The organism is Paracoccus denitrificans (genome assembly GCF_900100045.1).
GTDB classification, from domain to species: domain Bacteria; phylum Pseudomonadota; class Alphaproteobacteria; order Rhodobacterales; family Rhodobacteraceae; genus Paracoccus; species Paracoccus denitrificans.
Genome location: NZ_FNEA01000002.1, coordinates 197,255 through 222,585, shown reverse-complemented (window position 1 = coordinate 222,585; position 25,331 = coordinate 197,255). Strand labels below are relative to the sequence as shown.

The window sequence follows — 25,331 nt, the reverse complement described above, 5'->3', positions numbered from 1 at the left end:
GCGGGATGCGGGAGAGTTTGAGGAGGAGAGACATGTCTGCGACGACCCTGTCCCGGTCGCGGCCCGGCTATGAGCAGGCCGTGGCGCAATTCCGCATCGAGGACGCCATCGCCGGGCTGCGCGGCGACCTGGAGACCGGGCTGAACGCCTGCGTCGAATGCTGCGACCGCCATTGCGGCGCGGACCGGGTGGCGCTGCGCTGCCTGTCGGCGGACGAGGCGCTGGTGGAATACACATTCGAGGATCTGCGCGCGCTGTCGGCGCGGGCGGCGAACCTGATGCGCGACAAGGGCATCCGGCCGGGCGACGTGGTGGCGGGGCTGTTGCCGCGCACGGTCGAGCTGGTCGCGACGGTGCTGGGCGCCTGGCGGCTGGGCGCGGTCTATCAGCCGCTGTTCACCGCCTTTGGTCCCAAGGCCATCGAGCACCGGCTGAAGACCAGCGGCGCCAAGCTGGTGGTGACGAATGCCGCGCAGCGGCCCAAGCTGGACGAGGTCGAGGACTGCCCGCTGGTCGCCACCCTGCGCGGCGACGGGCCGCTGGCGCCGGGCGATGTCGATTTCCGCGAGGCGCTGGCCATGGCCTCGGACCAGTTCGAGCCGGTGATGCGGCGCGGCGAGGATCTGTTCATGATGATGTCCACCTCGGGCACCACAGGGCTGCCCAAGGGGGTGCCGGTGCCGTTGCGGGCGCTCTTGGCATTCGGCGCCTATATGCGCGACGCCATCGACCTGCGCGAGACGGACGTGTTCTGGAACATCGCCGATCCGGGCTGGGCTTACGGGCTTTACTATGCGCTGACCGGGCCCCTGCTGCTGGGCCAGCCGACGATCCTCTACGAAGGCGGCTTTACCGCCGAGACGACCTATCGCATCATCGAGCGCATGGGGGTGACGAGCCTTGCCGGCTCGCCTACCGCATACCGGCTGCTGATCGCGGCGGGGCCGGAGGCGGCCGGGGCGGTCAAGGGGCGGCTGCGGGTGGTCAGTTCCGCCGGCGAGCCCCTGAACCCCGAGATCATCCGCTGGTTCGGCGAGCATCTGGCGGTGCCGATCCACGACCATTACGGCCAGACCGAGATGGGCATGTGCGTGAACAACCATCACGGGCTGGAGCATCCGGTGCGTCCGGGCTCGGCCGGGCTGGCGATGCCGGGCTATCGCATCGTGGTGCTGGACGATGACGGCAACGAACTGGGACCGAACCAGCCGGGCGTGCTGGCCATCGACATGAAGCGTTCGCCGCTGATGTGGTTTTCCGGCTATCTGAACCAGGCGACGCCGGCGCTGGCGGGGGGCTATTACCGCACCGGCGACAGCGTGGAGTTCGAGCCGGACGGGTCGATCAGCTTTATCGGGCGGTCGGACGACGTGATCACGTCCTCGGGCTATCGCATCGGGCCCTTCGACGTGGAAAGCGCGCTGATCGAGCATCCTGCGGTGGTCGAGGCGGCGGTGGTCGGCGTGCCGGATCCCGAGCGGACCGAGATCGTGAAAGCCTTCGTCGTGCTGGCCAAGGGGGTCGAGGGGACCGAGGCGCTGCGCGAGGAACTGGCGCAGCATGTCAAGAAACGCTTGTCGGCCCATGCCTATCCCCGGATGATCGATTTCGTCGCCGACCTGCCCAAGACGCCGAGCGGCAAGATCCAGCGCTTTGTCCTGCGCAAGGCGGAAGTCGAAAAACTGGCCCGGGAGTAAGGACATCATGCAGATCGAGAGCAGGGTTTTTGTGATCACAGGCGCCGGTTCCGGCCTTGGCGCGGCGGTGGCGCGCATGGCGGTCGGCGCGGGCGCGCGGGCGGTGCTGCTGGACGTGAATGCCGAGGCCGGCGCGGCGATGGCTGCGGAACTGGGCGAGGCGGCGCGTTTCGTCAGGACCGACGTGACCAGCGGCCCGGAGGGCGAGGCGGCGGTGGCCGCGGCGCTGGAGGCGTTCGGCCGGATCGACGTGGCGGTGAATTGCGCCGGCGTGGCTCCGGGCGAGAAGATCGTCGGGCGCGAGGGGCCGCACGGGCTGGAGAGTTTCGCCCGCGCCGTCCAGATCAACCTGATCGGCACCTTCAACATGCTGCGGCTGGCCGCCGATGCCATGGCGAAGAACGCGCCGGGCGAGGGCGGCGAGCGCGGGGTGATCGTCAACACCGCCTCGATCGCGGCCTATGACGGACAGATCGGGCAGGCGGCCTATGCGGCCTCGAAGGGCGGCGTCGCGGCGCTGACCCTGCCGGCGGCGCGGGAACTGGCGCGGCACGGCATAAGGGTGGTGACCATCGCGCCGGGCATCTTTGCCACGCCGATGATGGCCGGGCTGCCGCAGGAGGTGCAGGACAGCCTGGGCGCCAACGTGCCGTTTCCGCCGCGGCTGGGCAATCCGGCGGAATATGCGGCGCTGGTGCGCCATATCGTCGAAAACCAGATGCTGAACGGCGAGGTCGTCCGGCTGGACGGCGCGCTGCGCATGGCACCGAAATAGGGGAGATCCATCATGAGCACCGATCCGATTGTCATCGTGGGCTCGGCCCGCACGCCGATGGGCGGCTTCCAGGGCGATTTCGCCGGGGTCGAGGCCGCCGCGCTGGGCGCGACCGCGATCAAGGCGGCGCTGGGCGGGCTGGACCCGCAGGCGGTGGACGAGATCATCATGGGCTGCGTGCTGCCCGCCGGCCAGGGCCAGGCCCCGGCGCGGCAGGCGGCGCTGGGCGCGGGCCTGCCCTTGGGCGCCGGCGCCACGACCGTCAACAAGATGTGCGGATCGGGCATGAAGGCGGCGATGCTGGGCCATGACCTGATCCTGGCCGGTTCCGCCGATGTGGTGGTGGCGGGCGGCATGGAGAGCATGTCGAACGCGCCCTATCTGCTGCCGAAGGCGCGGTCGGGCTATCGCATGGGGCATGGGCAGGTGATGGACCACATGTTCCTGGACGGGCTGGAGGACGCCTATGACAAGGGCCGGCTGATGGGCACATTCGCCGAGGATTGCGCCGAAGCCTATCAGTTCACGCGCGAGGCGCAGGACGAGTTCGCGATTTCCTCGCTGACCCGGGCGCAGAAGGCCATCGCCGCGGGGCATTTCACGGGCGAGATCGCGCCGGTGACGGTCAGGGGGCGCGGCGGCGAGACGGTCGTGGATACCGACGAGCAGCCGGGCAAGGCGCGGCCGGACAAGATCCCGACCTTGAGGCCGGCCTTTCGCAAGGATGGCACGGTGACGGCGGCGAACAGCTCCTCGATCTCGGACGGGGCGGCGGCGCTGGTGCTGATGCGGGCGTCGGAGGCCGAGCGGCGCGGGCTGGTGCCGCGGGCGCGGATCCTTGGGCACGCGACCTTTGCCGACAAGCCGGGCCTGTTTCCGACCGCGCCCATCGGCTCGGTCCGGCGGTTGCTGGAGCGGACGGGGACGGCGATCGGCGATTACGACCTGTTCGAGGTCAACGAGGCTTTCGCGGTGGTCGCCATGGCGGCGATGCGCGACCTTGGCCTGTCGCATGATGCGGTGAACGTGCATGGCGGCGCCTGCGCGCTGGGCCATCCCATCGGCGCCTCGGGCGCGCGGGTGCTGGTGACGCTGCTGGCGGCGCTGGAGACGCATGGGGGCCGGCGCGGCATCGCGTCGCTGTGCATCGGCGGGGGCGAGGCGACGGCGGTGGCCATCGAGAGGATGCAATGATGCTGACCGAGGAACAGGAACAGATCCGCGACGCCGCCCGCGACTTTGCGCGGGAACGGCTGGCGCCGGGGGCGGCGCAACGCGACCGCGAGCACGCCTTTCCGCGCGCCGAGCTGACCGAGATGGGCGAGCTGGGTTTCCTGGGCATGCTGGTGCCCGAGGAGCATGGCGGGTCCGAGACCGGCGCGGTCGCCTATGCGCTGGCGCTGGAAGAGATCGCGGCGGCGGACGGGGCGTGCTCGACCATCATGTCGGTGCACAGCTCGGTCGGCTGCGTGCCGATCCTGCGCTTTGGCACCGACGAGCAGAAGGCGCGCTTCCTGCCGAAGATGGCGAGCGGCGAGTGGATCGGGGGTTTCGCGCTGACCGAGCCGCATGCCGGCTCGGACGCGTCGAACCTGCGCACCAAGGCGCGGCGCGAGGGCGACCATTACGTCATCGACGGGGCCAAGCAGTTCATCTCCTCGGGCAAGAACGGCAAGGTGGTGATCGTCTTTGCGGTGACGGATGCGGCGGCGGGCAAGAAGGGGATATCCGCCTTCATCGTGCCGACGGATACGCCGGGCTACGAGGTGGTCTCGGTCGAGCACAAGCTGGGGCAGCACAGCTCGGACACCTGCGCGCTGGCATTCACCGGCATGCGGGTGCCGGTCGAGAACCGGCTGGGCGCCGAGGGCGAGGGCTACCGGATCGCGCTGTCGAACCTGGAGGGCGGGCGCATCGGCATCGCCGCGCAGGCGGTCGGCATGGCGCGCGGCGCCTATGAGGCGGCGCTGGCCTATGCGCGGGAACGCATCACCTTCGGCCGACCGATCATCGAGCATCAGGCGGTGGCCTTCAGGCTGGCGGACATGGCGACGCAGATCGACGCGGCGCGGCTGATGGTTCTGCGCGCCGCCATGCTGCGCGAGGCGGGCAAGCCCTGCCTGACCGAAGCCAGCATGGCCAAGCTTTTCGCCTCGGAAATGGCGGAAAGGGTCTGTTCGGCGGCGATCCAGCTGCATGGCGGCTATGGCTACCTGGCCGATTACCCGGTCGAGCGCATCTATCGCGACGTGCGCGTCTGCCAGATCTACGAGGGGACGAGCGAGGTGCAGCGCCTCGTCATCGCCCGCAACCTGTGAGGGGGGAGCATGGCTGAACTGATCGAGATCACGCGGGAGGGCCGCGTGGCGCTGATCCGGCTGAACCGGCCCGAGGCGCTGAACGCGCTGAACTCGGCGCTGGCCGAGGAACTGACGGCGGCGGCCGAGGCGCTGGATGCCGACAGGGGCGTCGGCGCCATCGTCGTCACCGGCTCGGACCGGGCTTTCGCGGCGGGGGCGGATATTTCGGAAATGGCCGAGAAGAGCGCCGAGGAGATGGTCGAGGCGGATTTCTTTGCCATCTGGGACCGTTTCGCGGCGACGCGCACGCCCAAGATCGCGGCGGTGAACGGCTATGCGCTGGGCGGCGGCTGCGAGCTGGTGATGATGTGCGATTTCGCCATTGCCGGCGAGGGCGCGAAATTCGGCCAGCCCGAGGTCAAGCTGGGCGTGATCGCCGGCATGGGCGGCACGCAGCGCATGACCAAGCTGATCGGGCGGGCGCTGTCGATGGACCTGCACCTGACCGGCCGGATGATGGACGCGGCCGAGGCGTTGCGCGCCGGGCTGGTGGCGCGGGTGGTGCCCGACGATCAGGTCGTGGCCGAGGCGATGGCGGCGGCGCGGCAGATCGCCGGCTATTCGCGGCCGGCGACGCGGCTGGCGCGCGAGGCGGTGATGCGGGCCGAGGAGCTGTCGCTGGCCGAGGGCGTCGCCTGGGAGCGGCGGCTGTTCCACCGGCTGTTCGGCACCGAAGGCCAGCGCGAGGGCATGCGGGCCTTTCTGGAAAAGCGCAAGCCGGAGTTTCACCGCGACTGAGCCGGACCCGCCCGCCCCGGCGGGGGCGGCAGCCCGCCGGCCGGGCGGCGCTTTGCGTTGCGCGGCGGGCGGGTGGCGTGTAGAACCTGCCCGATTGAGCGTTGCGAAGGGAGCCCGTGCATGCGCAGAGTTGTCGTCACCGGACTGGGGATGGTCACGCCGCTGGCCTCGGGGGTCGAGGAGACCTGGTCGAGGCTTCTGGCCGGAGAATCCGGCGCCGGACCGATCACCCGGTTCGACACCAAGGACGTGGCGACGAAATATGCCTGCGAGATCCCCTTGGGCGACGGCTCGGAAGGGACGTTCAACCCCGACGACTGGATGGAGCCCAAGGACCGGCGCAAGGTCGACGACTTCATCCTTTACGGCATGGCCGCCGCCGAGCAGGCGGTGAAGGATTCCGGCTGGGAGCCGGCGAACGAGGACGAGCGCGAGCGCACCGGGGTCATGATCGGCTCGGGCATCGGCGGGCTGCGCTCGATCGCCGAGACGGCGGTGCTGATCAAGGAACGCGGGCCTAAGCGGGTCAGCCCGTTCTTCATTCCGGGGGCGCTGATCAACCTGGTCTCGGGCCAGGTCTCGATCCGCTTCGGCTTCAAGGGGCCGAACCATGCGGTGGTCACGGCCTGCTCGACCGGGGCGCATGCCATCGGCGACGCGGCGCGGCTGATCGCGCTGGGCGACGCGGATGTCATGGTCGCCGGCGGCACCGAAAGCCCGATCTGCGAGATCGGCATCGCCGGCTTCAACGCCTGCAAGGCGCTGTCGACCAAGCGCGAGGACGACCCCAAGGCGGCGAGCCGCCCCTGGGACGAGGATCGCGACGGCTTCGTCATGGGCGAGGGCGCGGGCGTCGTGGTGCTGGAGGAATACGAGCACGCCAAGGCGCGCGGCGCCAGGATCTATGCCGAGATCCTGGGCTATGGCCTGTCGGGCGACGCCTATCACATCACCGCGCCCAGCGAGGACGGCGACGGCGGTTTCCGCAGCATGACCAATGCGCTGAAGCGCGCCAACCTGTCGCCGGGCGACCTGGACTATATCAACGCGCACGGCACCTCGACCATGGCCGACGTGATCGAGCTGGGCGCGGTCGAGCGGCTGCTGGGCGATGCGGCGGGCAATGTGGTGATGTCCTCGACCAAATCGAGCATCGGGCATCTGCTGGGCGCGGCGGGCGCGGTCGAGGCGATCTTCTGCATCCTTGCCATCCGCGACCAGATCTGCCCGCCGACCATCAACCTGGACAACCAGGCGCGCGAGACGGCCATCGACCTGGCCGCCAATGCCGCGGTGCGGCGCAAGGTGGATCATGTGCTGTCCAACAGCTTCGGCTTTGGCGGCACCAATGCCAGCCTGGTGATGGGACGGGTCAAGGAATGATCTGGCGCCACATCGCGTCGAATTTCCTGACGCTGCTGATCGTGATCCTGATCGCGGTCGCGGCGGCCATCGCCTGGGGCAAGCACGAATACACCCGGCCCGGCCCCAGCGCCGTGGCCGCCTGCGTGCGCGTCGCCCCCGGCGCCAGCCTGAACGCGGTGAGCCAGCAGCTTGCCGAGCAGGGCGTCGTCTCGAACGCCTATGTGTTCCGGGCCGGGGCGGATTACCAGGGCAAGTCGCGCGATCTGAAATTCGGCTCTTACCTGATGGCGCCGCAATCCAGCATGGAGGACGTGGTCAAGGTCATCACCGCCGGCGGCCCCAGCACCTGCGGCACCGAGGTCCTGTTCCGCATCGGCGTGCGGGAAAACTCGGTGATCCTGCGCGACATGGATGCCGAGACCGGGATGTTCGCCGAACAGGCGAAATACAATCCCGCCAGCGAGCCCGCGCCCGAGGTCATTACCGCCGCGGAGGCGAAGCCGGATGCGCGGCTGCGCATCCTGGTCGCCGAGGGCGTGACCAGCTGGCAGGTGGCCGAGGGGCTGAAGCAGGCCGGGTTCCTGGACGGCGAGGTCTCGAAGCTGCCGGGGGAGGGGAGCCTGGCGCCCGACACCTATGACGTCGAGAAGGGCGCCGACCGCGCCGCGCTACTGGCCGAGATGGAGCGGCGGCAGGCGGCGATCCTGGCCGCGGCCTGGGAGGCGCGCGAGCCCGACCTGCCCTATGCGACGCCCGAGGAGGCGCTGGTCATGGCCTCGATCATCGAGAAGGAGACGGGCGTTCCGAACGAGCGCCGGATGGTGGCCAGCGTATTCGTCAACCGGATGCGGCGCGGCATGCGGCTGGAGACCGACCCGACGGTGATCTATGGCGTCACCGAGGGCAAGGGGGTGCTGGACCGCGGCATCCGCGCCTCGGAACTGCGGCGGCGCACGCCCTACAACACCTATCAGATCGACGGGCTGCCGCCGACGCCGATCGCCAATCCGGGCCGGGCCGCCATCGCGGCGGCGATGGACCCGGAGGATACGGATTACGTCTTTTTCGTCGCCGACGGCTCGGGCGGGCACGCCTTTGCCCGCACGCTGGAGGAGCACAACCGCAACGTCGCCCGCTGGCGCGAGATCGAGCGCCAGCGCGGAGAGCCGCTGTCGCCGGTGCAGGGCGACTGACCAAGCCGGGCGCGGGGGCGAAGCCGCCCCCGTTGCGCGCGGCGTGCGGTTGGGTGTTGCGCGGGTTAGGTCGTTGTTCTACAATGGGAATTTCTGGTGCGAGCGCCTCAACCATGGGTTTTGCGTTGACTCGGCGCACGCCCTGAAGTAGAAATCACCCATGCTGGGAGAGATGGGCAAGCGGCCGGGGGCGACCCCGAGGCCGCTTTTTTCATGTCTCGCTCGTGCGGACAGGCACACGAGGGCAGGGCGATCAAGAATGACCAAGAGTTTCGATCCGGGGCCGACGGCGCCGGAAGGGCCTTTCGTGCCCGGCGCCGGCGCGGCGCCGGATACAAACGTGCTGGAGATCGCGGACGGGCTGTTCCGGTCCTATGCGGCGGAACTGAACCGGCTGCGCGAAAGGATCGAGGCCGGCGAGACCGGCGAGTTGAAGGAATCCGGCAAGCTGGTGCGCGAGCTGCGGGCCGCGACCCAGATGGTGCTGGAGGAAAGGAGCAAGGTTGACAAGCTTCGCAAGGATGCTGCCGGGCGGGTCGGTGCAGGCGCACTCGACCTTGACGCGGCACGAGACGAGATCGGGCGCCGCCTGGCTTGCCTGCGCCGCGCAGGAGGAGGTTGACGCGTTCCTGGGGGCGCTGGGCGAGAATGCGCTGGCGAGCCTGCCCTGGCTCTTCGAGTTCTGGGCGCTGCCGCATCAGCTGCCGCCCGAGGGCGACTGGAAGAGCTGGGTGATCATGGGCGGGCGCGGTGCGGGCAAGACCCGCGCCGGCGCCGAATGGGTGCGCGCCCAGGTCGAGGGCGCGACCCCCGAGGCGCCGGGCCGGGCGCGGCGGGTGGCGCTGGTCAGCGAGACGCTGGACCAGGCGCGCGACGTGATGGTCTTTGGCGAATCGGGCATCCTCGCCTCGTCGCCGCCGGATCGGCGGCCGGTCTGGGAGGCGGGGCGGCGGCGGCTGGTCTGGCCGAACGGGGCGGTGGCGCAGCTTTACTCGGCCCATGAGCCCGAGGCGCTGCGCGGGCCGCAATTCGACGCGGCCTGGGTCGACGAGCTGGCCAAGTGGAAGAAGGCCGAGGAATGCTGGGACATGCTGCAATTCGCGCTGCGGCTGGGAGAGCATCCGCAGCAGGTCGTCACCACCACGCCGAAGAACGTGGCGGTGCTGAAGCGGCTGTTGCGCCAGTCCTCGACCGTGACCACCCATGCGCCGACCGATGCCAACCGCGCCTATCTGGCGGAGAGCTTTCTGGCCGAGGTGCAGGCGCGCTATGGCGGCACGCGGCTGGGCCGGCAGGAGCTGGAGGGCTTGCTGCTGGAGGATGTCGAGGGGGCGCTGTGGAGCGCGGGCCTGCTGGAGCGCTGCCGCGTCGAGGCGGCGCCGGCGCTGTCGCGCATCGTCGTCGCGGTCGATCCGGCGGTGACGGGCGGCGCGGCTGCGGACGAATGCGGGATCGTGGTCGCGGGCGTGGTCAGCGAGGGGCCGGTGACGCAGTGGCGGGCCTATGTGCTGGAGGATGCCTCGGTCCGGGGCGGGCCGCTGGACTGGGCGCGGGCGGCGATCGCGGCGATGGGGCGGCACGGCGCCGAGCGGCTGGTGGCCGAGGTCAACCAGGGCGGCGACCTGGTCGAGAGCGTGATCCGGCAGGTCGATCCGCTGGTGCCGTTCCGCGCCCTGCGGGCCGGACGCGGCAAGGGGCTGCGGGCCGAGCCGGTGGCGGCGCTTTACGAGCAGGGGCGGGTGCATCACCTGCGCGGGCTGGGGCCGCTGGAGGAGCAGATGTGCCGCATGACGGTGGCGGGCTATGACGGCAAGGGCTCGCCCGACCGGCTGGATGCGCTGGTCTGGGCGATCCACGAGCTGGTGATCGAGCCGGCCGCGCATCACCTGCGCCCGGCGGTGCGGGGGCTTTAGGGGGCTTTGCCCCCCGCGTCTGCCGCCCCCCAGGACGGGGGGCGGCAGACGCTCCCCCCAGGGTATTTCGAAACGGAAAAAGGGCCTTTCGGGGCTTGGGAAGGGTCGCGCTTGCGGCCCTTTTTCATTGGGATTTCAGGAGGAACCGATGGCATTTCCCTGGTTCGGGCGCCGGGCCGCGCCCGCGAGGCCGCCTGTCGCCGAGGTCGAGCAGAAGGCCAGCGCCGCCGGCAAGCTGGTGGCTCTGGCGGCGGGTTCGGGGCGCGTGGTCTGGTCGCCGCGCGATACGGTCAGCCTGACGCGCCTGGGTTTCGTCGGCAATCCGGTCGGGTTCCGCGCCGTGCGGCTGATCGCCGAGGCCGCCGCCGCCGTGCCGCTGATCTGCCAGGATCGCGAGCGGCGCTATGACGTGCATCCGGTGCTGGACCTGCTGCGCCGGCCCAATCCGGGGCAGGGCCGGGCCGAGCTGTTCGAGGCGCTGTTCGGCCAGATCCTGCTGAGCGGCGACGGCTATCTGGAGGCGGTGGGCGCGGATGCCCGCGGGCTGCCGGCTGAGCTGCATGTCCTGCGCGCCGACCGGATGGCGGTGGTGCCGGGGCCGGACGGCTGGCCCGTCGCCTATGAATACGGCGTGGGCGGGCGCAAGGTCCGCTTCGACATGGCCGGCAGTCCCGATCCGATCTGCCATATCCGCAGTTTCCATCCGCTGGACGACCATCACGGGCTGTCGCCGATGCAGGCGGCGGCGGTGGCGGTGGACGTGCATAACAGCGCGTCGAGCTGGTCCAAGGCGCTTTTGGACAATGCGGCGCGGCCCAGCGGCGCCATCGTCTACAGGGGCGCCGACGGGCAGGGCGGCCTGTCGCCGGACCAATACGACCGGCTGGTGACCGAGATGGAGATGCATCACCAGGGCGCCCGGAATGCCGGGCGGCCGATGCTGCTGGAAGGCGGGCTAGACTGGAAGCCGATGGGGTTCTCGCCCTCGGACATGGAGTTTCACCAGACCAAGCTGGCGGCGGCGCGCGAGATCGCGCAGGCCTTCGGCGTGCCGCCGATGCTGATCGGCATTCCGGGCGAGGCGACCTATGCCAATTATGCCGAGGCGCATCGGGCCTTTTACCGGCTGACGGTGCTGCCGCTGGTGTCGCGCGTGGCCGGGGCCCTGGCCTGGTGGCTTTCCGAGCATCTGGGGGCCGAGATCGACCTGCGCGCCGATCCCGACCAGGTGCCGGCCCTGGCCGAGGAGCGCGACCAGCAATGGAAGCGCGTGGGCGAGGCAAGCTTTCTGACCGATGCCGAAAAGCGGGCGGTGCTGGGGCTGCCGCCCTTGCCGGAGGGGGAGGGGTGAGATGGAGGGCTCGCGTTTCGTCAAGGAGCCCTTCGACTGGCACGACCAGCGCCTTGAGACGCAGGAGCGGATCATGGCGCTGCAATTCGGCCAGGTGGAGCGCCGGCTGGAGCGCATCGAGGCGCTGATCGAGCGGCTGGAGCGGCGGCTGTGGATGACGGTCTATGGCGTCGTCGCCGTGATCCTGACCCAGGCGGTGCAGTCGATCCTGGAATATGCGCCGAAAGGAGGCTGAGGTGAGTTTGAAGGATTACGGGCTGGAGCTGAAATATGCCGCCGGCGGGTCGCTGGTGGCCGAGGGCACGCGGATCGAGGGCTATGCCAGCCTGTTCGGAATGTCCGACCAGGGCGGCGACGTCGTGGTCCGGGGCGCCTATGCCGCCAGCCTGAAGCGGCTGGCGGCGCGGGGCGACCGGGTGCGGATGCTGTGGCAGCACGATCCCGCCCGGCCCATCGGCGTCTGGGAGGAAATCCGCGAGGACGGCAAGGGGCTGTGGGTCAGGGGGCGGCTGCTGCCCGAGATCGCCCAGGCCCGCGAGGCGGCGGCGCTGGTCGCCGCCGGCGCCATCGACGGGCTGTCCATCGGCTATCGCACCATCGCGGCCGAGCGCGACGGCAAGGGCCGGCGGCTCTTGTCCGAGGTCGAGCTGTGGGAGGTGTCGCTGGTGACGTTCCCGATGCTGGCCGAGGCCAGGGTCGGCACGAAATCCGATGCCGGCCACGAGATGGCGGCGGCCTTTCGGGCCGCGACGCTGGCGCTGCGCGCCAAGTGAGTTTCACCGAAACGGAGGGGATCATGACCGAGGTGAAAGCCGCGGCCGGGGCGGACGTGCCCGGCGACCTGGGGGCCGAGATGCTGGGCTTTGTCCAGGAGTTGAAGGCATTCCGCAGCGAGATTCAGAACCGATTGGAAGCACAGGAAGAACGCATGACCATGCTGGACCGCAAGACGATTTCCCGCCCCCGCGCGCCCCTGTCGGTCGAGGCCGATCAGGGCGCGCCGCATCAGAAGGCCTTTGACGCCTATATCCGCCACGGCGACGACGGCGCGCTGCGCGGGCTGCCGCTGGAGGGCAAGGCGATGACCTCGACCTCGGACGGGGGGTTCCTGGCGGCGCCGACGGTGGCGATGCAGGTGCAGGAGGCGCTGAACGTCACCGCCTCGCTGCGGCGCGTGGCCAATGTGGTGGCGGTGGAATCGGCGAGCTACGAGGTGCTGGTCGACATGGGCGACATCGCCCATGGCTGGGCCAGCGAGGCCGCGGCCCAGGCCGAGACCGGCACGCCCAGCGTGCAGCGGGTGGTGATCCCGGTGCACGAGCTTTCGGCCATGCCCAAGGCCAGCCAGCGCCTGCTGGACGACGCGGCCTTCGACGTCGAGACCTGGCTGGCCGGGCGGATCGCCGAGAAATTCGCCCGCGCCGAGGCCACGGCCTTTATCAGCGGCGACGGGGTGAACAAGCCGCGCGGCATCCTGACCCATGCGAAGGCGCCGAACGGCAGCGCGACCAATGTGCAGATCGGCACCATCCCGTCGGGCGGGACCGGCGATTTCGCCGCGACCAATCCGGCCAATGCGCTGATCGACCTGGTCTATGCGCTGGGCGCGCAATACCGCGCCAATGCGAGCTTCGTGATGAATTCCAAGACCGCCGCGGCGGTGCGCAAGATGCGCGATGCGGACGGCCGCTTCCTGTGGGCGGACAGCCTGGCCATGGGGCAGCCGGCGCAGCTGCTGGGCTATCCGGTGCTGGTCTGCGAGGACATGCCGGACATCGCGCAGGGCTCGCATTCCATCGCCTTCGGCGATTTCCGCTCGGCCTATACCATCGTCGAGCGGCCGGATCTGCGGGTGCTGCGCGACCCGTTCTCGGCCAAGCCGCATGTGCTGTTCTATGCCAGCAAGCGCGTCGGCGGCGGCGTCACCGATGCGCGCGCCGTCAAGCTGATGGTCTTTGGCTGATCCAGGGCCGAAGCGGGGGCCGCGCCGCGGGTCAGCGCCCTGCCGGCATGTCCGCGCGCGCCAGGGCAAGGCGGTGCGGCCCCTTTCGTCCAGAGAATGCGGCACCCCTGCGAGTGGGAGAGACGAAGATGATGCTTGTGGAAGTGACGGCGCCCGCGACCGAGGCGCTGCCCGTCGCCGGGTTGCGCGACCATCTGCGGCTGGGAACGGGGTTCGGGATGGCCGAGGACGCGGCCGAGACCGCGGCGCTGGCGGGGTTCCTGCGCGCCGCCATCGCCACCATCGAGGCGCGCACCGGCAAGGTGCTGCTGGCCCGGCAGTTCCGGCTGCGGCTGGCGGCATGGCGCGACCCCGAGGGGCAACCCCTGCCGCTGGCGCCGGTCGAGGCGGTCGAGCGGGTCGAGATCGCGGATGCGGCCGGCGCGGTAACGGTCGTCGATCCGGCGGGCTACCGGCTGGTGCCGGACATGCAGCGGCCGGTGCTGGAGCCGGCGGGCACGTTCCTGCCGGCGGTGCCCCTGGGCGGCTTTGCCGCGATTACCTTTCGCGCCGGGTTCGGGGCGGCGTGGCCGCAGGTGCCGGCCGATCTGGCGCAGGCGGTGCTGCTGCTGGCGGCGCGCTATCACGAGGATCGCAGCTTCGAGGGGTCGGCGGGGGCGCTGCCCTTCGGCGTCAGCGCGCTGATCGAGCGCTGGCGGTCGGTCCGGGTGCTGGGAGGGCGCGGCGACCCGCGCGGCCGCGCATGAGCGGTCCGCGGCCGACGGTGCCGCTGGTCGTGGAATCCCCGCTTCGCGAGCCCGACGGGATGGGCGGGTTCCGGCTGACCTGGCAGGAGGTCGGGCGGATCTGGGCCGAGATGCGGTCGGGTGCGGGGGCCGAGCGGCTGGCCGAGGTGGGCGCGCAGAGCGTCGTCACCTGGCGGATCACCGTCAGGGCTGCGCCTGCCGGCGACCCGCGCCGCCCGCGCCCCGAGCAGCGGCTGCGGCTGGGCGAGGGCGCGCATGCCCGCCGCTTTCGCATCGAGGCGGTGGCCGAAAGCGATGCCGGCGGGCGCTGGCTGGTCTGCGTGGCGAAAGAGGAGGCCCCGGCATGAGCTATCGTGGAACGGCCGCGCTGCAGGCGGCGGTCTATCGCGCGCTGCGCGAGGACGGGGCGCTGGCGGCCATGGTGGGCGACGCGATCCATGACGCCATGCCGGTGGCGCCGCCGGCGGGGATCCATGTCTCGCTGGGCCCCGAGGAGGTGCGCGACGCGGGCGACATGACGGCGCCGGGCGCGGTGCACGACTTTGTCGTCTCGGTCCTGTCGGGTGCCGAGGCGGCGGGCGGCTTCGGCGCGGTCAAGGCGGCGGCGGTCGCGGTCAGCGAGGCGCTGGAGAACGCCGAGATGGCGCTGGACCGGGGCCGGCTGGCGGGGCTGTGGTTCCTGCGCGCCCGGGCGCGGCGGGCGGAAAACGGCGCGGGGCGGCGGGTCGACCTGACCTTTCGCGCGCGCATCGACCTGGGTTGAGGAGAGACGGTGATGGCGGTGCAGAACGGACGCGACCTGCTGATCAAGATGGACATGACCGGCGACGGCCATTTCGAGACCGTGGCGGGGCTGCGGGCGACCCGGCTGGGCTTCAACGCCGAGACGGTGGACGTGACGAGCCTGGAAAGCGAGGGGCGCTGGCGCGAATTGCTGGCGGGTGCGGGGGTCAGGTCGGCCAGCATCTCGGGCTCGGGCGTGTTCCGGGACGGGACCACGGACGAACGCGCGCGGCAGGTGTTCTTTGACGGCGAGGTGCCGCGCTTCCAGGTGGTGATCCCGGGTTTCGGCACCGTCGAGGGGCCGTTCCAGATCACCGCGCTGGAATATGCGGGCAGCTATAATGGCGAGGCGACCTATGAGATTTCCATGGCAAGCGCCGGGGCGATCAGCTTCGTCGCGTTCTGAGATGGCCAATCCGCTGGCGGGCGAGGTCGAGATTTTCCTCGATGGCCGGGCGTATGTGGCCAAGCTGACGCTGGGCGCTCTGGCCGGGCTGGAGGCCGAACTGGGCGCTGAAAGCATGATCGCGCTGGTCGAACGGTTCGAGGGCGGGCGGTTTTCCAGCCGCGACGTGATGGCGGTGCTGGTCGCCGGCCTGCGGGCGGGCGGCTGGCCGGGCGGCATGGCGGAACTGGCCGCGGCGGAGCTGCGCGGCGGGCCGGTGGCCGCGGCCCATGCGGCGGCGGCGCTGCTGGCGCGGGCCTTTCGCATCGAGGGGACATGAGCCGCGGGCTGGACTGGCCGGGGCTGATGCGTGCCGGCCTGGGGCCGGTGCGGCTGGGCGGGCTGGGGCTGCGGCCGGCCGAGTTCTGGGCGCTGACCCCGGCCGAACTGGCCTTGATGCTGGGGGTCGAGGCGCGGGGTGCGGCGGCGATGACGCGCGAAAGGCTGGCCGAGCTGGTCGCGCGCTATCCCGACCGGCCCGCCGCATGAACATCTGAAGAAGGAGGCGCCGTCGTGGCGAACAAGGACGGATTCGACCGGCTGGAGGGGGATCAGGACGGGCCGGCCGCGCTGGGCAAGGGGTTGGAGCAGAGCGCGCGGCTGGCGGCCGAGTTCGATGCCGAGCTGGCGCGGCTGCGCGGCTCGATGATCCATACCAACCGCGAGGTCGGCACGCTGACCCAGGGCATCGGCAGCGGGCTGCGCCGGGCGTTCTCGGGGCTGGTCTTCGACGGCATGAAGCTGTCGGACGCGCTGAAGGGCATCGCGCGCAGCATGGCCGACAGCGCATTCGCCGTGGCGATGAAGCCGGTCGAGCAGGCGCTGGCCGGGGCCATCGCGCAGGGGGTGAACGGCATGGTCTCGGCCGTGCTGCCCTTTGGCCAGGGCGCCGGTTTCGCGCAGGGGCGGGTGATGCCCTTTGCCCGGGGCGGCGTGGTGAGCCAGCCCACCTATTTCCCGATGCGCGGCGCGACCGGGCTGATGGGCGAGGCCGGGGCCGAGGCGATCATGCCGCTGCGCCGGGGTGCCGACGGGCGGCTGGGCGTGGCGGCGGCCGGCGGCGGCCGGCCGGTGAACGTGACCTTCAACGTCTCGACCCCGGATGTGGCGGGGTTCCAGCGCAGCCAGAGCCAGATCGCCGCGCAGATGGGCCGGCTGCTGGCGCGCGGGGAAAGGAATGGGTGAGATGGCGTTTCATGAGATCAGGTTCCCGGCGAACCTGTCCTTCGGCTCGGTCGGGGGGCCAGAGCGGCGCACCGAGATCGTCGCGCTGACCAACGGCCACGAGGAGCGGCGCACCCCCTGGGCGCATTCGCGGCGGCGCTACGACGCCGGGCTGGGGCTGCGCTCGCTGGACGACGTGGCGGCGCTGGTCGCCTTTTTCGAGGCGCGGGCCGGGCAGATGCACGGCTTTCGCTGGAAGGACTGGGCGGATTTCAAATCCTGCGCGCCAGGCGCGGCGGTGAGTTTCCAGGATCAGGAGATCGGCATGGGCGACGGGGTGCGGCGGGATTTCGCGCTGCGCAAGGCCTATGCCTCGGGGCCGGCGCGCTATTGGCGGCCGGTGGCGAAGCCGGTCGAGGGCACGGTGCTGGCCGGCGCGGGACATGTCGAATTGCGCGCGGGGGTGGATTTCGCGGTGGACATGGCGACGGGGGTCTTGCGCTTTGCCGCGCCGCCCGAGGCGGGGGCCGTGGTCACGGCGGGGTTCGAGTTCGACGTGCCGGTGCGCTTCGACACGGATCGGATCGCGGTCTCGGTCGCCTCGTTCCAGGCGGGCGACCTGCCGCAGGTCCCGGTGGTGGAGGTGCGGCTATGAGCGGGACGATCGCGCGGGCCTGGGCGGTCCGGCGGTGCGACGGGCTGGTGCTGGGGTTTACCGATCACGACCGGGCGCTGTCCTTTGAGGGCATCGCGTTCCGCCCCGACAGCGGGCTGAGCGCGCGGGCGGTGGTGCAGGGCCTGGGCCTGTCGGTGGACAACAGCGAGGCGGTGGGCGCGCTGTCGGACGCGGCGATCACCGAGCGCGACCTGATGGCCGGGCGCTGGGACGCGGCCGATGTGCGGCTGTGGGAGGTGGACTGGTCCGATGCCGCGAACCGGCGGCTGATCTTTCGCGGTCATCTGGGCGAGGTGGTGCGCAGCGGCGCGGCCTTCCGGGCCGAGCTGCGCGGGCTGTCCGAGCCTTTGAACCGGGCGCAGGGGCGGGTCTATCACCCGCGCTGCGCGGCCGTGCTGGGGGACGGGCTGTGCCGGTTCGACCTGACGCGCGCCGGCTATTCGGCCGAGGGCGTGGTCGTCCTGGAAGAGGGGGATCGGCTGGAGCTGTCGGGCGTGGCCGGGCATGACGCAGGGTGGTTCGAGCATGGGCAGCTTGTGGTGCTGTCGGGCGCGGCCGAGGGGCTGTCGGGCATGGTCAAGGCGGATGCCGCCCTGCCCGGCGGCCGGCGCGAGGTCGGGCTTTGGACCGCGCTGGGCATCCGGCCCGCCCCGGGCGACCGGGTGCGGCTGCTGGCCGGATGCGACAAGCGGGCCGAGACCTGCCGGATGAAGTTCCTGAACTACCTGAACTTTCGCGGCTTTCCACATTTGCCGCCCGAGGACTGGCTGATCGCGCCCAAGGTGAATCGATGAGCGCGGTCGTCGTTCAGGCGGCGCGGGCCTGGATCGGCACGCCCTATGTGCATCAGGGCTCGGTCCGGGGGGCGGGGACGGATTGCCTGGGGCTGGTGCGCGGCATCTGGCGCGAGCTTTGCGGCGCCGAGCCCGAGGGGATGCCGGCCTATACGCCGGACTGGGGCGAGGTCGGCGGGGCCGAGCTGCTGCTGGGCGGTGCGGAGCGGCAGCTGCTGCCCGCGCCGGACGAGCGGCCGGGCGATGTGCTGGTCTTTCGCATGCGGGCCGGCGCGATCGCCAAGCATATGGGAATATTGGCGGAAACCGGCGAGCGGGCGAGCTTTGTCCATGCCTATGACCGGCATGGCGTGGTCGAAAGCCCGCTGTCGACGCCCTGGCGGGCGCGGATCGCGGGGCGGTTCCGGTTTCCGGCGGCTTGAGGGAAAGGTGAGGGCGCAATGGCGACGATTCTGCTGGCGGCGGTGGGCGCATCGCTGGGTGCGGGCTTTGGCGGCACGGTTCTGGGGCTTTCGGGCGCCGTCATCGGCCGGGCCGTGGGCGCGACGCTGGGGCGCGTCATCGACCAGCGCCTGCTGGGCGGCGGCTCGAAGGCGGTCGAGACCGGGCGCGTGGACCGGATGCGCATCCAGACCGCAGGCGAGGGCACGCCGATCCCGCGGCTTTGGGGGCAGATGCGGGTGCCGGGCCATGCGATCTGGGCCGGCCCGCTGGTCGAGACTCGGCGCAGCCATGGCGGCGGCAAGGGCTCGGGGCCGCGCGTGACCGAGATCGGCTATCGGCTGAGCTTTGCGCTGGCGCTGTGCGAGGGGCCGATCCTGGGCGTGGGCCGGATCTGGGCGGATGGCGAGGAGATCTCGGCCGACGATCTGGACATGCGGGTCTATCCGGGCGACGAGGCGCAGCTGCCCGACCCGGCCATCGCCGCGCAGGAGGGCGATGCGGCCCCCGCCTATCGCGGCATCGCCTATGTCGTGTTCGAGGACCTGGCGCTGGAGAGATGGGGCAACCGGGTGCCGCAGCTGTCCTTCGAGGTGACGCGGGCGGCCAGGGACGGCCGGGGGCTGTCGCGCGAGGTGCAGGCGGTGGCGATGATCCCCGGCACCGGAGAGTATTCGCTGGCGACCACGGCGGTCAGCTATGACCTGGGCCTGGGCGAGATGCAGGTGGCCAATCGCAACACGGCGCTGGCGCCGACCGATTTCCTGGCCTCGATGCGGATCCTGGGGCGGGAATTGCCGAATGTCGGCTCGGTCTCGCTGGTGGTGTCCTGGTTCGGCGACGACCTGCGGGTCGGCGAATGCGCGGTGCGGCCCAAGGTCGAGGACCTGTCGCGCGACGGGCAGGGGATGGCCTGGCGCGCGGGCGGCATCGGGCGCAACGGCGCGGCCGAGGTGGCGCGGGTGGACGGGCGGCCGATCTATGGCGGCACGCCGGCGGACGGCTCGGTGATCGAGGCGCTGCGGGCCATCGCCGGGAGCGGGCGCAAGGCGGTGTTCTATCCCTTCATCCTGATGGAGCAACTGGCGGGCAACGGCCGGCCCGATCCCTGGAGCGGGGCGGCGGACCAGCCGGTCATGCCCTGGCGCGGACGGATCACCACCAGCATCGCCCCGGGGCAGGCGGGCAGCCCGTCGGGCACCGCTGCGGCCGAGGCCGAGGTGGCGCGGTTCTTCGGCACCGCCGAGGCGGCGGATTTCTCGCGCGATGGCCTGACGATCCGCTATGACGGGCCGGACGAGTGGTCCTATCGCCGGTTCATCCTGCATTACGCGCATCTTTGCGCCGCAGCGGGCGGGATCGACGCCTTCCTGATCGGGTCCGAGATGGTCGGGCTGACGACGATCATGGCGGCCGGCCATTCCTTCCCGGCGGTCGCGCAGCTGCGGCGGCTGGCGGCGGATGTGCGCGCCATCCTGGGCGAGGGGGTCAGGATCGGCTATGCCGCGGACTGGTCGGAATATTTCGGCCATCACCCCGGCAACGGCGATGTGCATTTCCATCTGGACCCGCTGTGGGCGGATGAGAACATCGACCTGATCGGCATCGACAACTACATGCCGCTGTCGGACTGGCGCGAGGGCGAGGAGCATCTGGACGCCCATTGGGGGCGCATCGACGATCCGGCCTATCTGCGCGCCAATGTCGCGGGGGGCGAGGGCTACGACTGGTATTATGCCAGCGAGGCCGACCGGCAGGCGCAGCGCCGCACCGAGATCCGCGACGGCGCGCATCACGAGCATTGGGTCTGGCGTTACAAGGACATCCGGGGCTGGTGGCGGAATGCGCATCACGACCGCATCGGCGGGGTGCGGCAGGCGCTTCCGACGGCCTGGGTGCCGCGCTCGAAACCCGTCTGGTTCACCGAGATGGGCTGCGCGGCGCTGGACAAGGGCACGAACCAGCCGAACAAGTTCCTGGATGCGATGAGTTCGGAATCGATGCTGCCCTATTTCTCGGACGGGCGGCGGGACGATGGGATCCAGGCGGCCTATGTGCGGGCGATGACCGGGTTCTGGTCGGACCCGGCGAACAATCCGGCGCGCGCGGCATTCGGCAGGACCGGGGCGGGGCGGATGATCGACATGGGCCGCGCGCATGTCTGGTGCTGGGACGCGCGGCCCTATCCGGCCTTCCCGGCGCGCACCGACCTGTGGTCGGACGGCCCGGCATGGGAGCGCGGGCATTGGCTGAACGGCCGGGCGGGCGCCGTGCCGCTGGCCGATGTGGTGGCCGAGATCTGCCGCGAGGCGGGGGTGCGCGCCTTTGACGCCGAGGGACTGCGCGGGCTGGTGCGCGGCTATGTGCTGTCGGGGGCCGAGACGGGGCGGGCGGCCCTGCAACCCTTGATGCTGGCGCATGGGTTCGACGCGGTCGAGCGCGACGGCGTTCTGCGCTTCGTCATGCGCGGCGCGCGCGTCGATGCGGAACTGGGGCCCGGTGACATGGCGCTGGCCGAGGAGGTCGATGCGGTCGAGGTCTCGCGCGCCGCCGATGCCGAGATGGTCGGGCGCATCCGGCTGACCCATGTCGAGGCGGGCGGCGACTACGCGGCGCGCACGGCCGAGACGGCGATGCCGGGGGCGGAGTTCCTGGCGGTTTCGGACAGCGAGCTGGCGATGGCGCTGACCCGCGGCGAGGGCCGGGCGCTGGCGGAACGCTGGCTGTCGGAAGCGGCGGTGGCGCGGGATGCGGTGCGCTTTGCCCTGCCGCCCTCGTTGGGGCATCTGGGGCCGGGGGACGTGGTGCGGCTGGTCGAGCCGGGTGTCGAGGCAAGGCGCTGGCGCATCGACCGCACCGAGCGGGCAGGCGCGATCACCGTGGATGCGGTGCGGGTCGAGCCGGGGGTCTATCGCCCGGCCCGCGTGGTCGAGGGCGAGGCGGCGTTGCGGCCCTTCGTGCCGCCGATCCCGGTCTGGCCGGTTTTCCTGGACCTGCCGCTTTTGCGCGGCGACGAGGTGGCGCATGCGCCGCATCTGGCGGTGACGGCGACGCCGTGGCCGGGGGCGGCGGCGGTCTGGGCCTCGACCGAGGAGGCGGGGGGATACGCGCTGAACACGACGCTGGCCGAGCCCTCGGCCATGGGGCGCACGGAAGGCCCGCTTGCGGCGGCGCGGCCGGGGGTCTGGGATCGCGGCCCGCCGCTGCGGCTGCGGGTCAAGGGCGGCAACCTGCGCTCGGCCGGGGTCGAGGCGCTGATGGCCGGGGCGAACCTGCTGGCGATCGGCGACGGTTCGGCCGAGGGCTGGGAGCTGCTGCAATTCGCCGAGGCGCGGCTGGTCTCGGCCGGGCTGTGGGAGATCTCGCTGCGGCTGCGCGGGCAGGCGGGGACGGATGCCTTCATGCCGGCGGTCTGGCCGGCGGGCAGCGTGGTGGTGGTGCTGGACGGGGCGGCGCAGCAGGTGGAGCTGGCGCCTTCGGCCCGCAACCAGTTGCGGCATTGGCGCATCGGGCCGGCCACGCGCAGCCCGGACGATGCCAGCCATCGCCATGTCGCCGCGGCGTTCCGCGGTGCCGGGCTGCGGCCGTTGTCGCCCTGTCATATCGCGGTCAGCGGCCGGGTCGTCACATGGATCAGGCGCACGCGGGTGCAGGGCGACGGCTGGGACGGGCCGGACGTGCCGCTGGGCGAGGCGCAGGAGCGTTACGCGGCCCGGCTGGTCCGGGACGGGCAGGTGCTGGCCGAGGCCGTGGTCGCGGAGCCGCGCTGGGCGGTGCCCGAGGGTGTGTGGTCCCAGGCCATCGCCGGCGGAGGGTTTGCCGTCGAGGTCGCCCAGCTTTCCGACACGTTCGGGCCGGGACCGTTTGCAAGGAGGATGATCGATGCCTGAGAACACGACCGCGAATTGCGCCCTGCCGCTGCTGATGCCGGCGCAGGCGCAGAAGCATGTCACGGTGAACGAGGCGCTGATGCGCCTGGACGGGCAGGTCGATCTGGTCCTGCAAAGCCTGACCCGCATCACCCCGCCCGAGACGGTGGTGGACGGGCTGTGCTGGGGCGTGCCGCAGGGCGCGGTCAACGCCTGGGAGGGGCAGGGCGGCAAGATCGCCATCGGGGCGAATGGCGGCTGGATCTTTGTCCAGCCGGGTTTCGGCCGGCGTGCCGTCGTTGCCGACCAGGGGGTGGTGGCGATCCATGGCGGCGCGGGATGGGTGCCGGGTGCGGTGACATTGGGCCAGCACGGATCGGGGTTGCTGGCGCGGCAGCTCTTGGAGGATGTGACGCTGGGCGCGGGCGCCTGGTTCGAGACGGCGATGGCCATTCCGCCCGGCGCGCTGGTCATCGGGGCTGCGGCGCGGGTGCAGGAGGCGATCACCGGCAGCGCCGCGTCGTGGTCGCTGGGCACGGTGGGCGATGCCGGCAGCCTTGCGCGCTTTGGGCAGGGGCTGGGCAAGGCCCAGGGATCCTGGGCGCGGGGCGTGCTGTCGCCGCCCATGGCGTTCTGGGAGCCGACGCCGCTGCGGCTGACGGCAGTGGGCGGGCAGTTCGCCGGCGGCAAGGTGCGGGTGGTGCTGCATTGGTGGGAATTGCGGCTGCCGGATTGAGCGGACTTTTCGCGCCCGCCGGTTTCCGCTAGACTCGGTGGATGAAACTGACGGGCGCGCCTGAATGAACCTGCAGAAAGACATGATCGAGCCGCTTTCCGACGCTCGGGACGCCCCGCGCGATTCGGTCTGGGGGCGCATCCAGCGCGAGGCGCGGGTCGCCGTGCGCGACGAGCCGCTGCTGGGCGCGCTGATCCATGCCGGGCTGCTGCATCATGCCACCTTCGAGGCGGCCTTGGCCTATCGCTTTTCGCTGAAGCTGGCCTCGCGCGAGATGAGCGAGCAGATCCTGCGCGAGATCGCCGACGACGCCTTTGCCCGCGCGCCGGAACTGTCGGCGGCGGCGCAGGCCGACCTGCTGGCGGTCTATGAGCGCGATCCGGCGACGCATCGGCTGATGCAGCCGATCCTGTTCTTCAAGGGCTACCAGGCGCTGCAAGCCTATCGCATCGGGCATTGGCTGTGGCAGCAGGGCCGCCGCGACATGGCCTATTTCGTGCAGATGCGCTGCTCGGAAGTGTTCGGCGTGGACATCCATCCGGCGGCGAAGATCGGCACGGGCGTGATGATCGACCATGCCCATTCCATCGTCATCGGCGAGACGGCGGTGGTGGGCAACGACGTGTCGATGCTGCATTCGGTGACGCTGGGCGGCACCGGCAAGGAGGATGGCGACCGCCATCCCAAGATCGGCAACGGCGTGATGATCGGCGCCGGCGCCAAGGTGCTGGGCAATATCCGCGTGGGGCACCATTCGCGCATCGCCGCCGGCTCGGTCGTGCTGGCCGAGGTGCCGCCCTGCAAGACCGTGGCCGGGGTGCCGGCGCGGATCGTGGGCGATGCCGGCTGCTCGGATCCCTCGAACACCATGAACCAGCTTCTGGGTCACGAGGACCTGTTCTAGAGCCAGTCCGCGTTGCCGCTGCCGGTCAGCTCCGCCAGCGTGACGTTTTCGCGCGCGAGCCGTTCGTCGAGGTCGCGGGCGATCTGCGCGGCGAGCGAGAAGCCCTGGTAGACCAGCGCGGAGTAGATCTGGACGGCCGAGGCGCCGGCGCGCAGCTTTTGCCAGGCCTGCTCGGCCGAGCCGATGCCGCCGACGCCGATCAGCGGCACACGCCCCCCGGTCTCGCGGTAGAGCCGGGCGAGGATGCGGGTGGCGCGGTCGAAAAGCGGCGCGCCGGAAAGGCCGCCGGCCTCGTTGGCGTGCGGCGAGGCGAGGCCGTCGCGGGACAGCGTGGTGTTGGTGGCGATGATCGCATCGACCGGGGCGGCCAGCGCCACGGCGGCGATGTCGGCGAGTGCGGTGTCGTCGAGGTCGGGGGCGATCTTGATGAACACGGGCGGGCGGTTCGGCAGCGCGTCGCGCGCGGCCAGCACGCCTTGCAGAAGGGCCGACAATGCCTCGGGTCCCTGAAGGTCGCGCAGCTTCTCGGTATTCGGCGAGGAGACGTTGACGGTCAGGAAATCGGCATGGGCGCCGGCGATGCGCACGACCTGCGCGAAATCGGCGCTGCGGTCGGCGCTGTCCTTGTTCGCGCCGATGTTCAGCCCGACCGGGATGCCGGCGGGACGCTGCGCGAGGCGGTCGGCGATGGCCTGCGCGCCCTCGTTGTTGAAGCCGAAGCGGTTGATGATGGCGCGGTCCGGGGTCAGGCGGAACAGGCGCGGCCTTGGGTTGCCCGGCTGCGGGCGCGGGGTGGCGGCGCCGATCTCGACGAAGCCGAAGCCGGCGCGCATCAATGCGGGCAGGGCGCGGGCGTTCTTGTCGTAGCCGGCGGCAAGGCCGACAGGGTTCGGCAGGTCGAGCCCCGAGATGCGGATGCGCAGCCGGTCGGAGGTGACGGGCCGGCCGGGCAGGGGCACGAGGCCATGCCGCAGGGCGAGGATCGAGAGATCATGCGCGCGCTCGGGGTCGAGGCGATGCAATGCGGCAAGGCCCAGCCGCTCGATGGGGGTCATGCGATGTCTCCGATGTCGTGGCCGCCGGGGCCGAGGGGCAGGGCGCGGCTCCAGAGCACGTCGTCCATGCGCAATTCGCGGTAGAGATGCGGAAAGAGATCGCCGCCGCGCGAGGGTTCCCAGCGCAGCTCGGGCAGGGCGTCGCCGTCCAGCGCCAACAGGTGCAGCCCGTCCTCGGCCGCGAAATGGCGCGCGAGCGTGCCGGGCAGCTGCGCGGCTGTCGAGAGGTGGACATAGCCGTCCGCCAGGTCCACCGGCGCCCCGGCGCTGCGGCCTTGCCGTTGGAACGCCTGGAACTCGGCGGCGCGGAAGATCTTGTAAACCAGCATGGCGGGTTCATGCGTTGCGGGATGCGGTCCGTCA

28 protein-coding genes are annotated in these 25,331 nt (G+C 71.2%); 26 read left to right on the top strand and 2 right to left on the bottom strand.

Features of this window, described 5'->3' with window-relative positions; all coding sequences use genetic code 11:
* Positions 1-32: 32 nt before the first annotated feature.
* The 26 genes from BLT64_RS02350 (at position 33) to cysE (ending at position 23,913) form a co-directional block, all read left to right on the top strand.
* Positions 33-1,697 carry an acyl-CoA synthetase gene (locus tag BLT64_RS02350; RefSeq protein WP_041530319.1) on the top strand — a complete coding sequence of 555 codons (1,665 nt, stop codon included), beginning with the start codon at positions 33-35 and terminating at the stop codon, positions 1,695-1,697.
* Positions 1,698-1,704: 7 nt separating this feature from the next.
* A complete protein-coding gene (locus BLT64_RS02345) occupies positions 1,705-2,472 on the top strand; it encodes an SDR family NAD(P)-dependent oxidoreductase (protein WP_011749182.1) in 768 nt (255 codons plus the stop codon).
* Between the two features lie 12 nt (positions 2,473-2,484).
* The gene (locus BLT64_RS02340) at positions 2,485-3,666 is read left to right on the top strand and encodes an acetyl-CoA C-acyltransferase (protein ID WP_011749181.1); all 1,182 of its coding nucleotides are present in this window, start codon (positions 2,485-2,487) and stop codon (positions 3,664-3,666) included.
* Positions 3,663-4,790 carry an acyl-CoA dehydrogenase family protein gene (locus BLT64_RS02335; RefSeq protein ID WP_011749180.1) on the top strand — a complete coding sequence of 376 codons (1,128 nt, stop codon included), beginning with the start codon at positions 3,663-3,665 and terminating at the stop codon, positions 4,788-4,790. The genes BLT64_RS02340 and BLT64_RS02335 overlap by 4 nt, the downstream gene beginning before the upstream one ends.
* 9 nt (positions 4,791-4,799) lie before the next feature.
* Positions 4,800-5,570, top strand: a complete 771-nt coding sequence (locus tag BLT64_RS02330) for an enoyl-CoA hydratase-related protein (RefSeq protein WP_011749179.1) — start codon at positions 4,800-4,802, stop codon at positions 5,568-5,570.
* Positions 5,571-5,690: 120 nt separating this feature from the next.
* The gene (gene fabF / locus BLT64_RS02325; RefSeq protein WP_011749178.1) at positions 5,691-6,953 is read left to right on the top strand and encodes a beta-ketoacyl-ACP synthase II; all 1,263 of its coding nucleotides are present in this window, start codon (positions 5,691-5,693) and stop codon (positions 6,951-6,953) included.
* Positions 6,950-8,128 carry an endolytic transglycosylase MltG gene (gene mltG / locus BLT64_RS02320; protein WP_011749177.1) on the top strand — a complete coding sequence of 393 codons (1,179 nt, stop codon included), beginning with the start codon at positions 6,950-6,952 and terminating at the stop codon, positions 8,126-8,128. Before fabF ends, mltG begins: the two co-directional genes overlap by 4 nt.
* Positions 8,129-8,387: 259 nt before the next feature.
* A complete protein-coding gene (locus BLT64_RS02315; protein WP_049792375.1) occupies positions 8,388-8,750 on the top strand; it encodes a hypothetical protein in 363 nt (120 codons plus the stop codon).
* Entirely contained in the window at positions 8,650-10,041 is a 1,392-nt protein-coding gene (locus BLT64_RS02310) for a DNA-packaging protein (RefSeq protein WP_011749176.1), read from the top strand. Before BLT64_RS02315 ends, BLT64_RS02310 begins: the two co-directional genes overlap by 101 nt.
* Before the next feature lie 148 nt (positions 10,042-10,189).
* The gene (locus BLT64_RS02305) at positions 10,190-11,392 is read left to right on the top strand and encodes a phage portal protein (protein ID WP_011749175.1); all 1,203 of its coding nucleotides are present in this window, start codon (positions 10,190-10,192) and stop codon (positions 11,390-11,392) included.
* 1 nt (position 11,393) lies between these two features.
* The gene (locus BLT64_RS02300) at positions 11,394-11,627 is read left to right on the top strand and encodes a GTA head formation protein, RCAP_rcc01685 family (protein ID WP_011749174.1); all 234 of its coding nucleotides are present in this window, start codon (positions 11,394-11,396) and stop codon (positions 11,625-11,627) included.
* Positions 11,608-12,165: an HK97 family phage prohead protease gene (locus tag BLT64_RS02295; RefSeq protein ID WP_011749173.1), complete on the top strand. Its 558-nt coding sequence runs from the start codon at positions 11,608-11,610 to the stop codon at positions 12,163-12,165. The genes BLT64_RS02300 and BLT64_RS02295 overlap by 20 nt, the downstream gene beginning before the upstream one ends.
* 23 nt (positions 12,166-12,188) lie before the next feature.
* Positions 12,189-13,355 (top strand): phage major capsid protein, encoded by a 1,167-nt coding sequence (locus BLT64_RS02290; RefSeq protein WP_011749172.1) that lies wholly within the window; start codon positions 12,189-12,191, stop codon positions 13,353-13,355.
* Positions 13,356-13,483: 128 nt separating this feature from the next.
* Positions 13,484-14,101, top strand: coding sequence for a head-tail connector protein (locus BLT64_RS02285; protein WP_011749171.1), 618 nt, complete (start codon positions 13,484-13,486; stop codon positions 14,099-14,101).
* Positions 14,098-14,448, top strand: coding sequence for a head-tail adaptor protein (locus BLT64_RS02280; protein ID WP_011749170.1), 351 nt, complete (start codon positions 14,098-14,100; stop codon positions 14,446-14,448). Before BLT64_RS02285 ends, BLT64_RS02280 begins: the two co-directional genes overlap by 4 nt.
* Positions 14,445-14,864, top strand: a complete 420-nt coding sequence (locus BLT64_RS02275) for a DUF3168 domain-containing protein (RefSeq protein WP_011749169.1) — start codon at positions 14,445-14,447, stop codon at positions 14,862-14,864. The genes BLT64_RS02280 and BLT64_RS02275 overlap by 4 nt, the downstream gene beginning before the upstream one ends.
* Positions 14,865-14,876: 12 nt before the next feature.
* Positions 14,877-15,290, top strand: a complete 414-nt coding sequence (locus BLT64_RS02270) for a phage major tail protein, TP901-1 family (RefSeq protein WP_011749168.1) — start codon at positions 14,877-14,879, stop codon at positions 15,288-15,290.
* Position 15,291: 1 nt separating this feature from the next.
* Complete coding sequence (locus BLT64_RS02265; protein ID WP_011749167.1) at positions 15,292-15,609, top strand: gene transfer agent family protein; 318 nt, start codon at positions 15,292-15,294, stop codon at positions 15,607-15,609.
* The gene (locus BLT64_RS02260) at positions 15,606-15,818 is read left to right on the top strand and encodes a phage tail assembly chaperone (protein WP_011749166.1); all 213 of its coding nucleotides are present in this window, start codon (positions 15,606-15,608) and stop codon (positions 15,816-15,818) included. Before BLT64_RS02265 ends, BLT64_RS02260 begins: the two co-directional genes overlap by 4 nt.
* Positions 15,819-15,842: 24 nt before the next feature.
* Complete coding sequence (locus BLT64_RS02255) at positions 15,843-16,514, top strand: RcGTA-type gene transfer agent tail tape measure protein (protein WP_011749165.1); 672 nt, start codon at positions 15,843-15,845, stop codon at positions 16,512-16,514.
* A gap of 1 nt (position 16,515) precedes the next feature.
* Complete coding sequence (locus BLT64_RS02250) at positions 16,516-17,148, top strand: DUF2460 domain-containing protein (RefSeq protein WP_041530318.1); 633 nt, start codon at positions 16,516-16,518, stop codon at positions 17,146-17,148.
* Positions 17,145-17,963 carry a phage/gene transfer agent baseplate hub protein gene (locus BLT64_RS02245; protein ID WP_011749163.1) on the top strand — a complete coding sequence of 273 codons (819 nt, stop codon included), beginning with the start codon at positions 17,145-17,147 and terminating at the stop codon, positions 17,961-17,963. The genes BLT64_RS02250 and BLT64_RS02245 overlap by 4 nt, the downstream gene beginning before the upstream one ends.
* On the top strand, positions 17,960-18,385 hold the full coding sequence (locus tag BLT64_RS02240; protein WP_011749162.1) for an NlpC/P60 family protein: 426 nt from the start codon (positions 17,960-17,962) through the stop codon (positions 18,383-18,385). Before BLT64_RS02245 ends, BLT64_RS02240 begins: the two co-directional genes overlap by 4 nt.
* An 18-nt stretch (positions 18,386-18,403) precedes the next feature.
* The gene (locus BLT64_RS02235; RefSeq protein WP_011749161.1) at positions 18,404-22,294 is read left to right on the top strand and encodes a baseplate multidomain protein megatron; all 3,891 of its coding nucleotides are present in this window, start codon (positions 18,404-18,406) and stop codon (positions 22,292-22,294) included.
* The gene (locus BLT64_RS02230) at positions 22,287-23,009 is read left to right on the top strand and encodes a DUF2793 domain-containing protein (RefSeq protein WP_011749160.1); all 723 of its coding nucleotides are present in this window, start codon (positions 22,287-22,289) and stop codon (positions 23,007-23,009) included. The genes BLT64_RS02235 and BLT64_RS02230 overlap by 8 nt, the downstream gene beginning before the upstream one ends.
* A 64-nt stretch (positions 23,010-23,073) precedes the next feature.
* Positions 23,074-23,913, top strand: coding sequence for a serine O-acetyltransferase (gene cysE / locus BLT64_RS02225; RefSeq protein WP_011749159.1), 840 nt, complete (start codon positions 23,074-23,076; stop codon positions 23,911-23,913).
* Here cysE and BLT64_RS02220 read toward each other — a convergent pair.
* The gene (locus tag BLT64_RS02220; RefSeq protein ID WP_011749158.1) at positions 23,910-24,968 is read right to left on the bottom strand and encodes a quinone-dependent dihydroorotate dehydrogenase; all 1,059 of its coding nucleotides are present in this window, start codon (positions 24,966-24,968) and stop codon (positions 23,910-23,912) included. The genes cysE and BLT64_RS02220 overlap by 4 nt on opposite strands.
* Complete coding sequence (locus BLT64_RS02215; protein WP_041530494.1) at positions 24,965-25,297, bottom strand: DUF952 domain-containing protein; 333 nt, start codon at positions 25,295-25,297, stop codon at positions 24,965-24,967. Before BLT64_RS02215 ends, BLT64_RS02220 begins: the two co-directional genes overlap by 4 nt.
* Positions 25,298-25,331 lie beyond the last annotated feature (34 nt).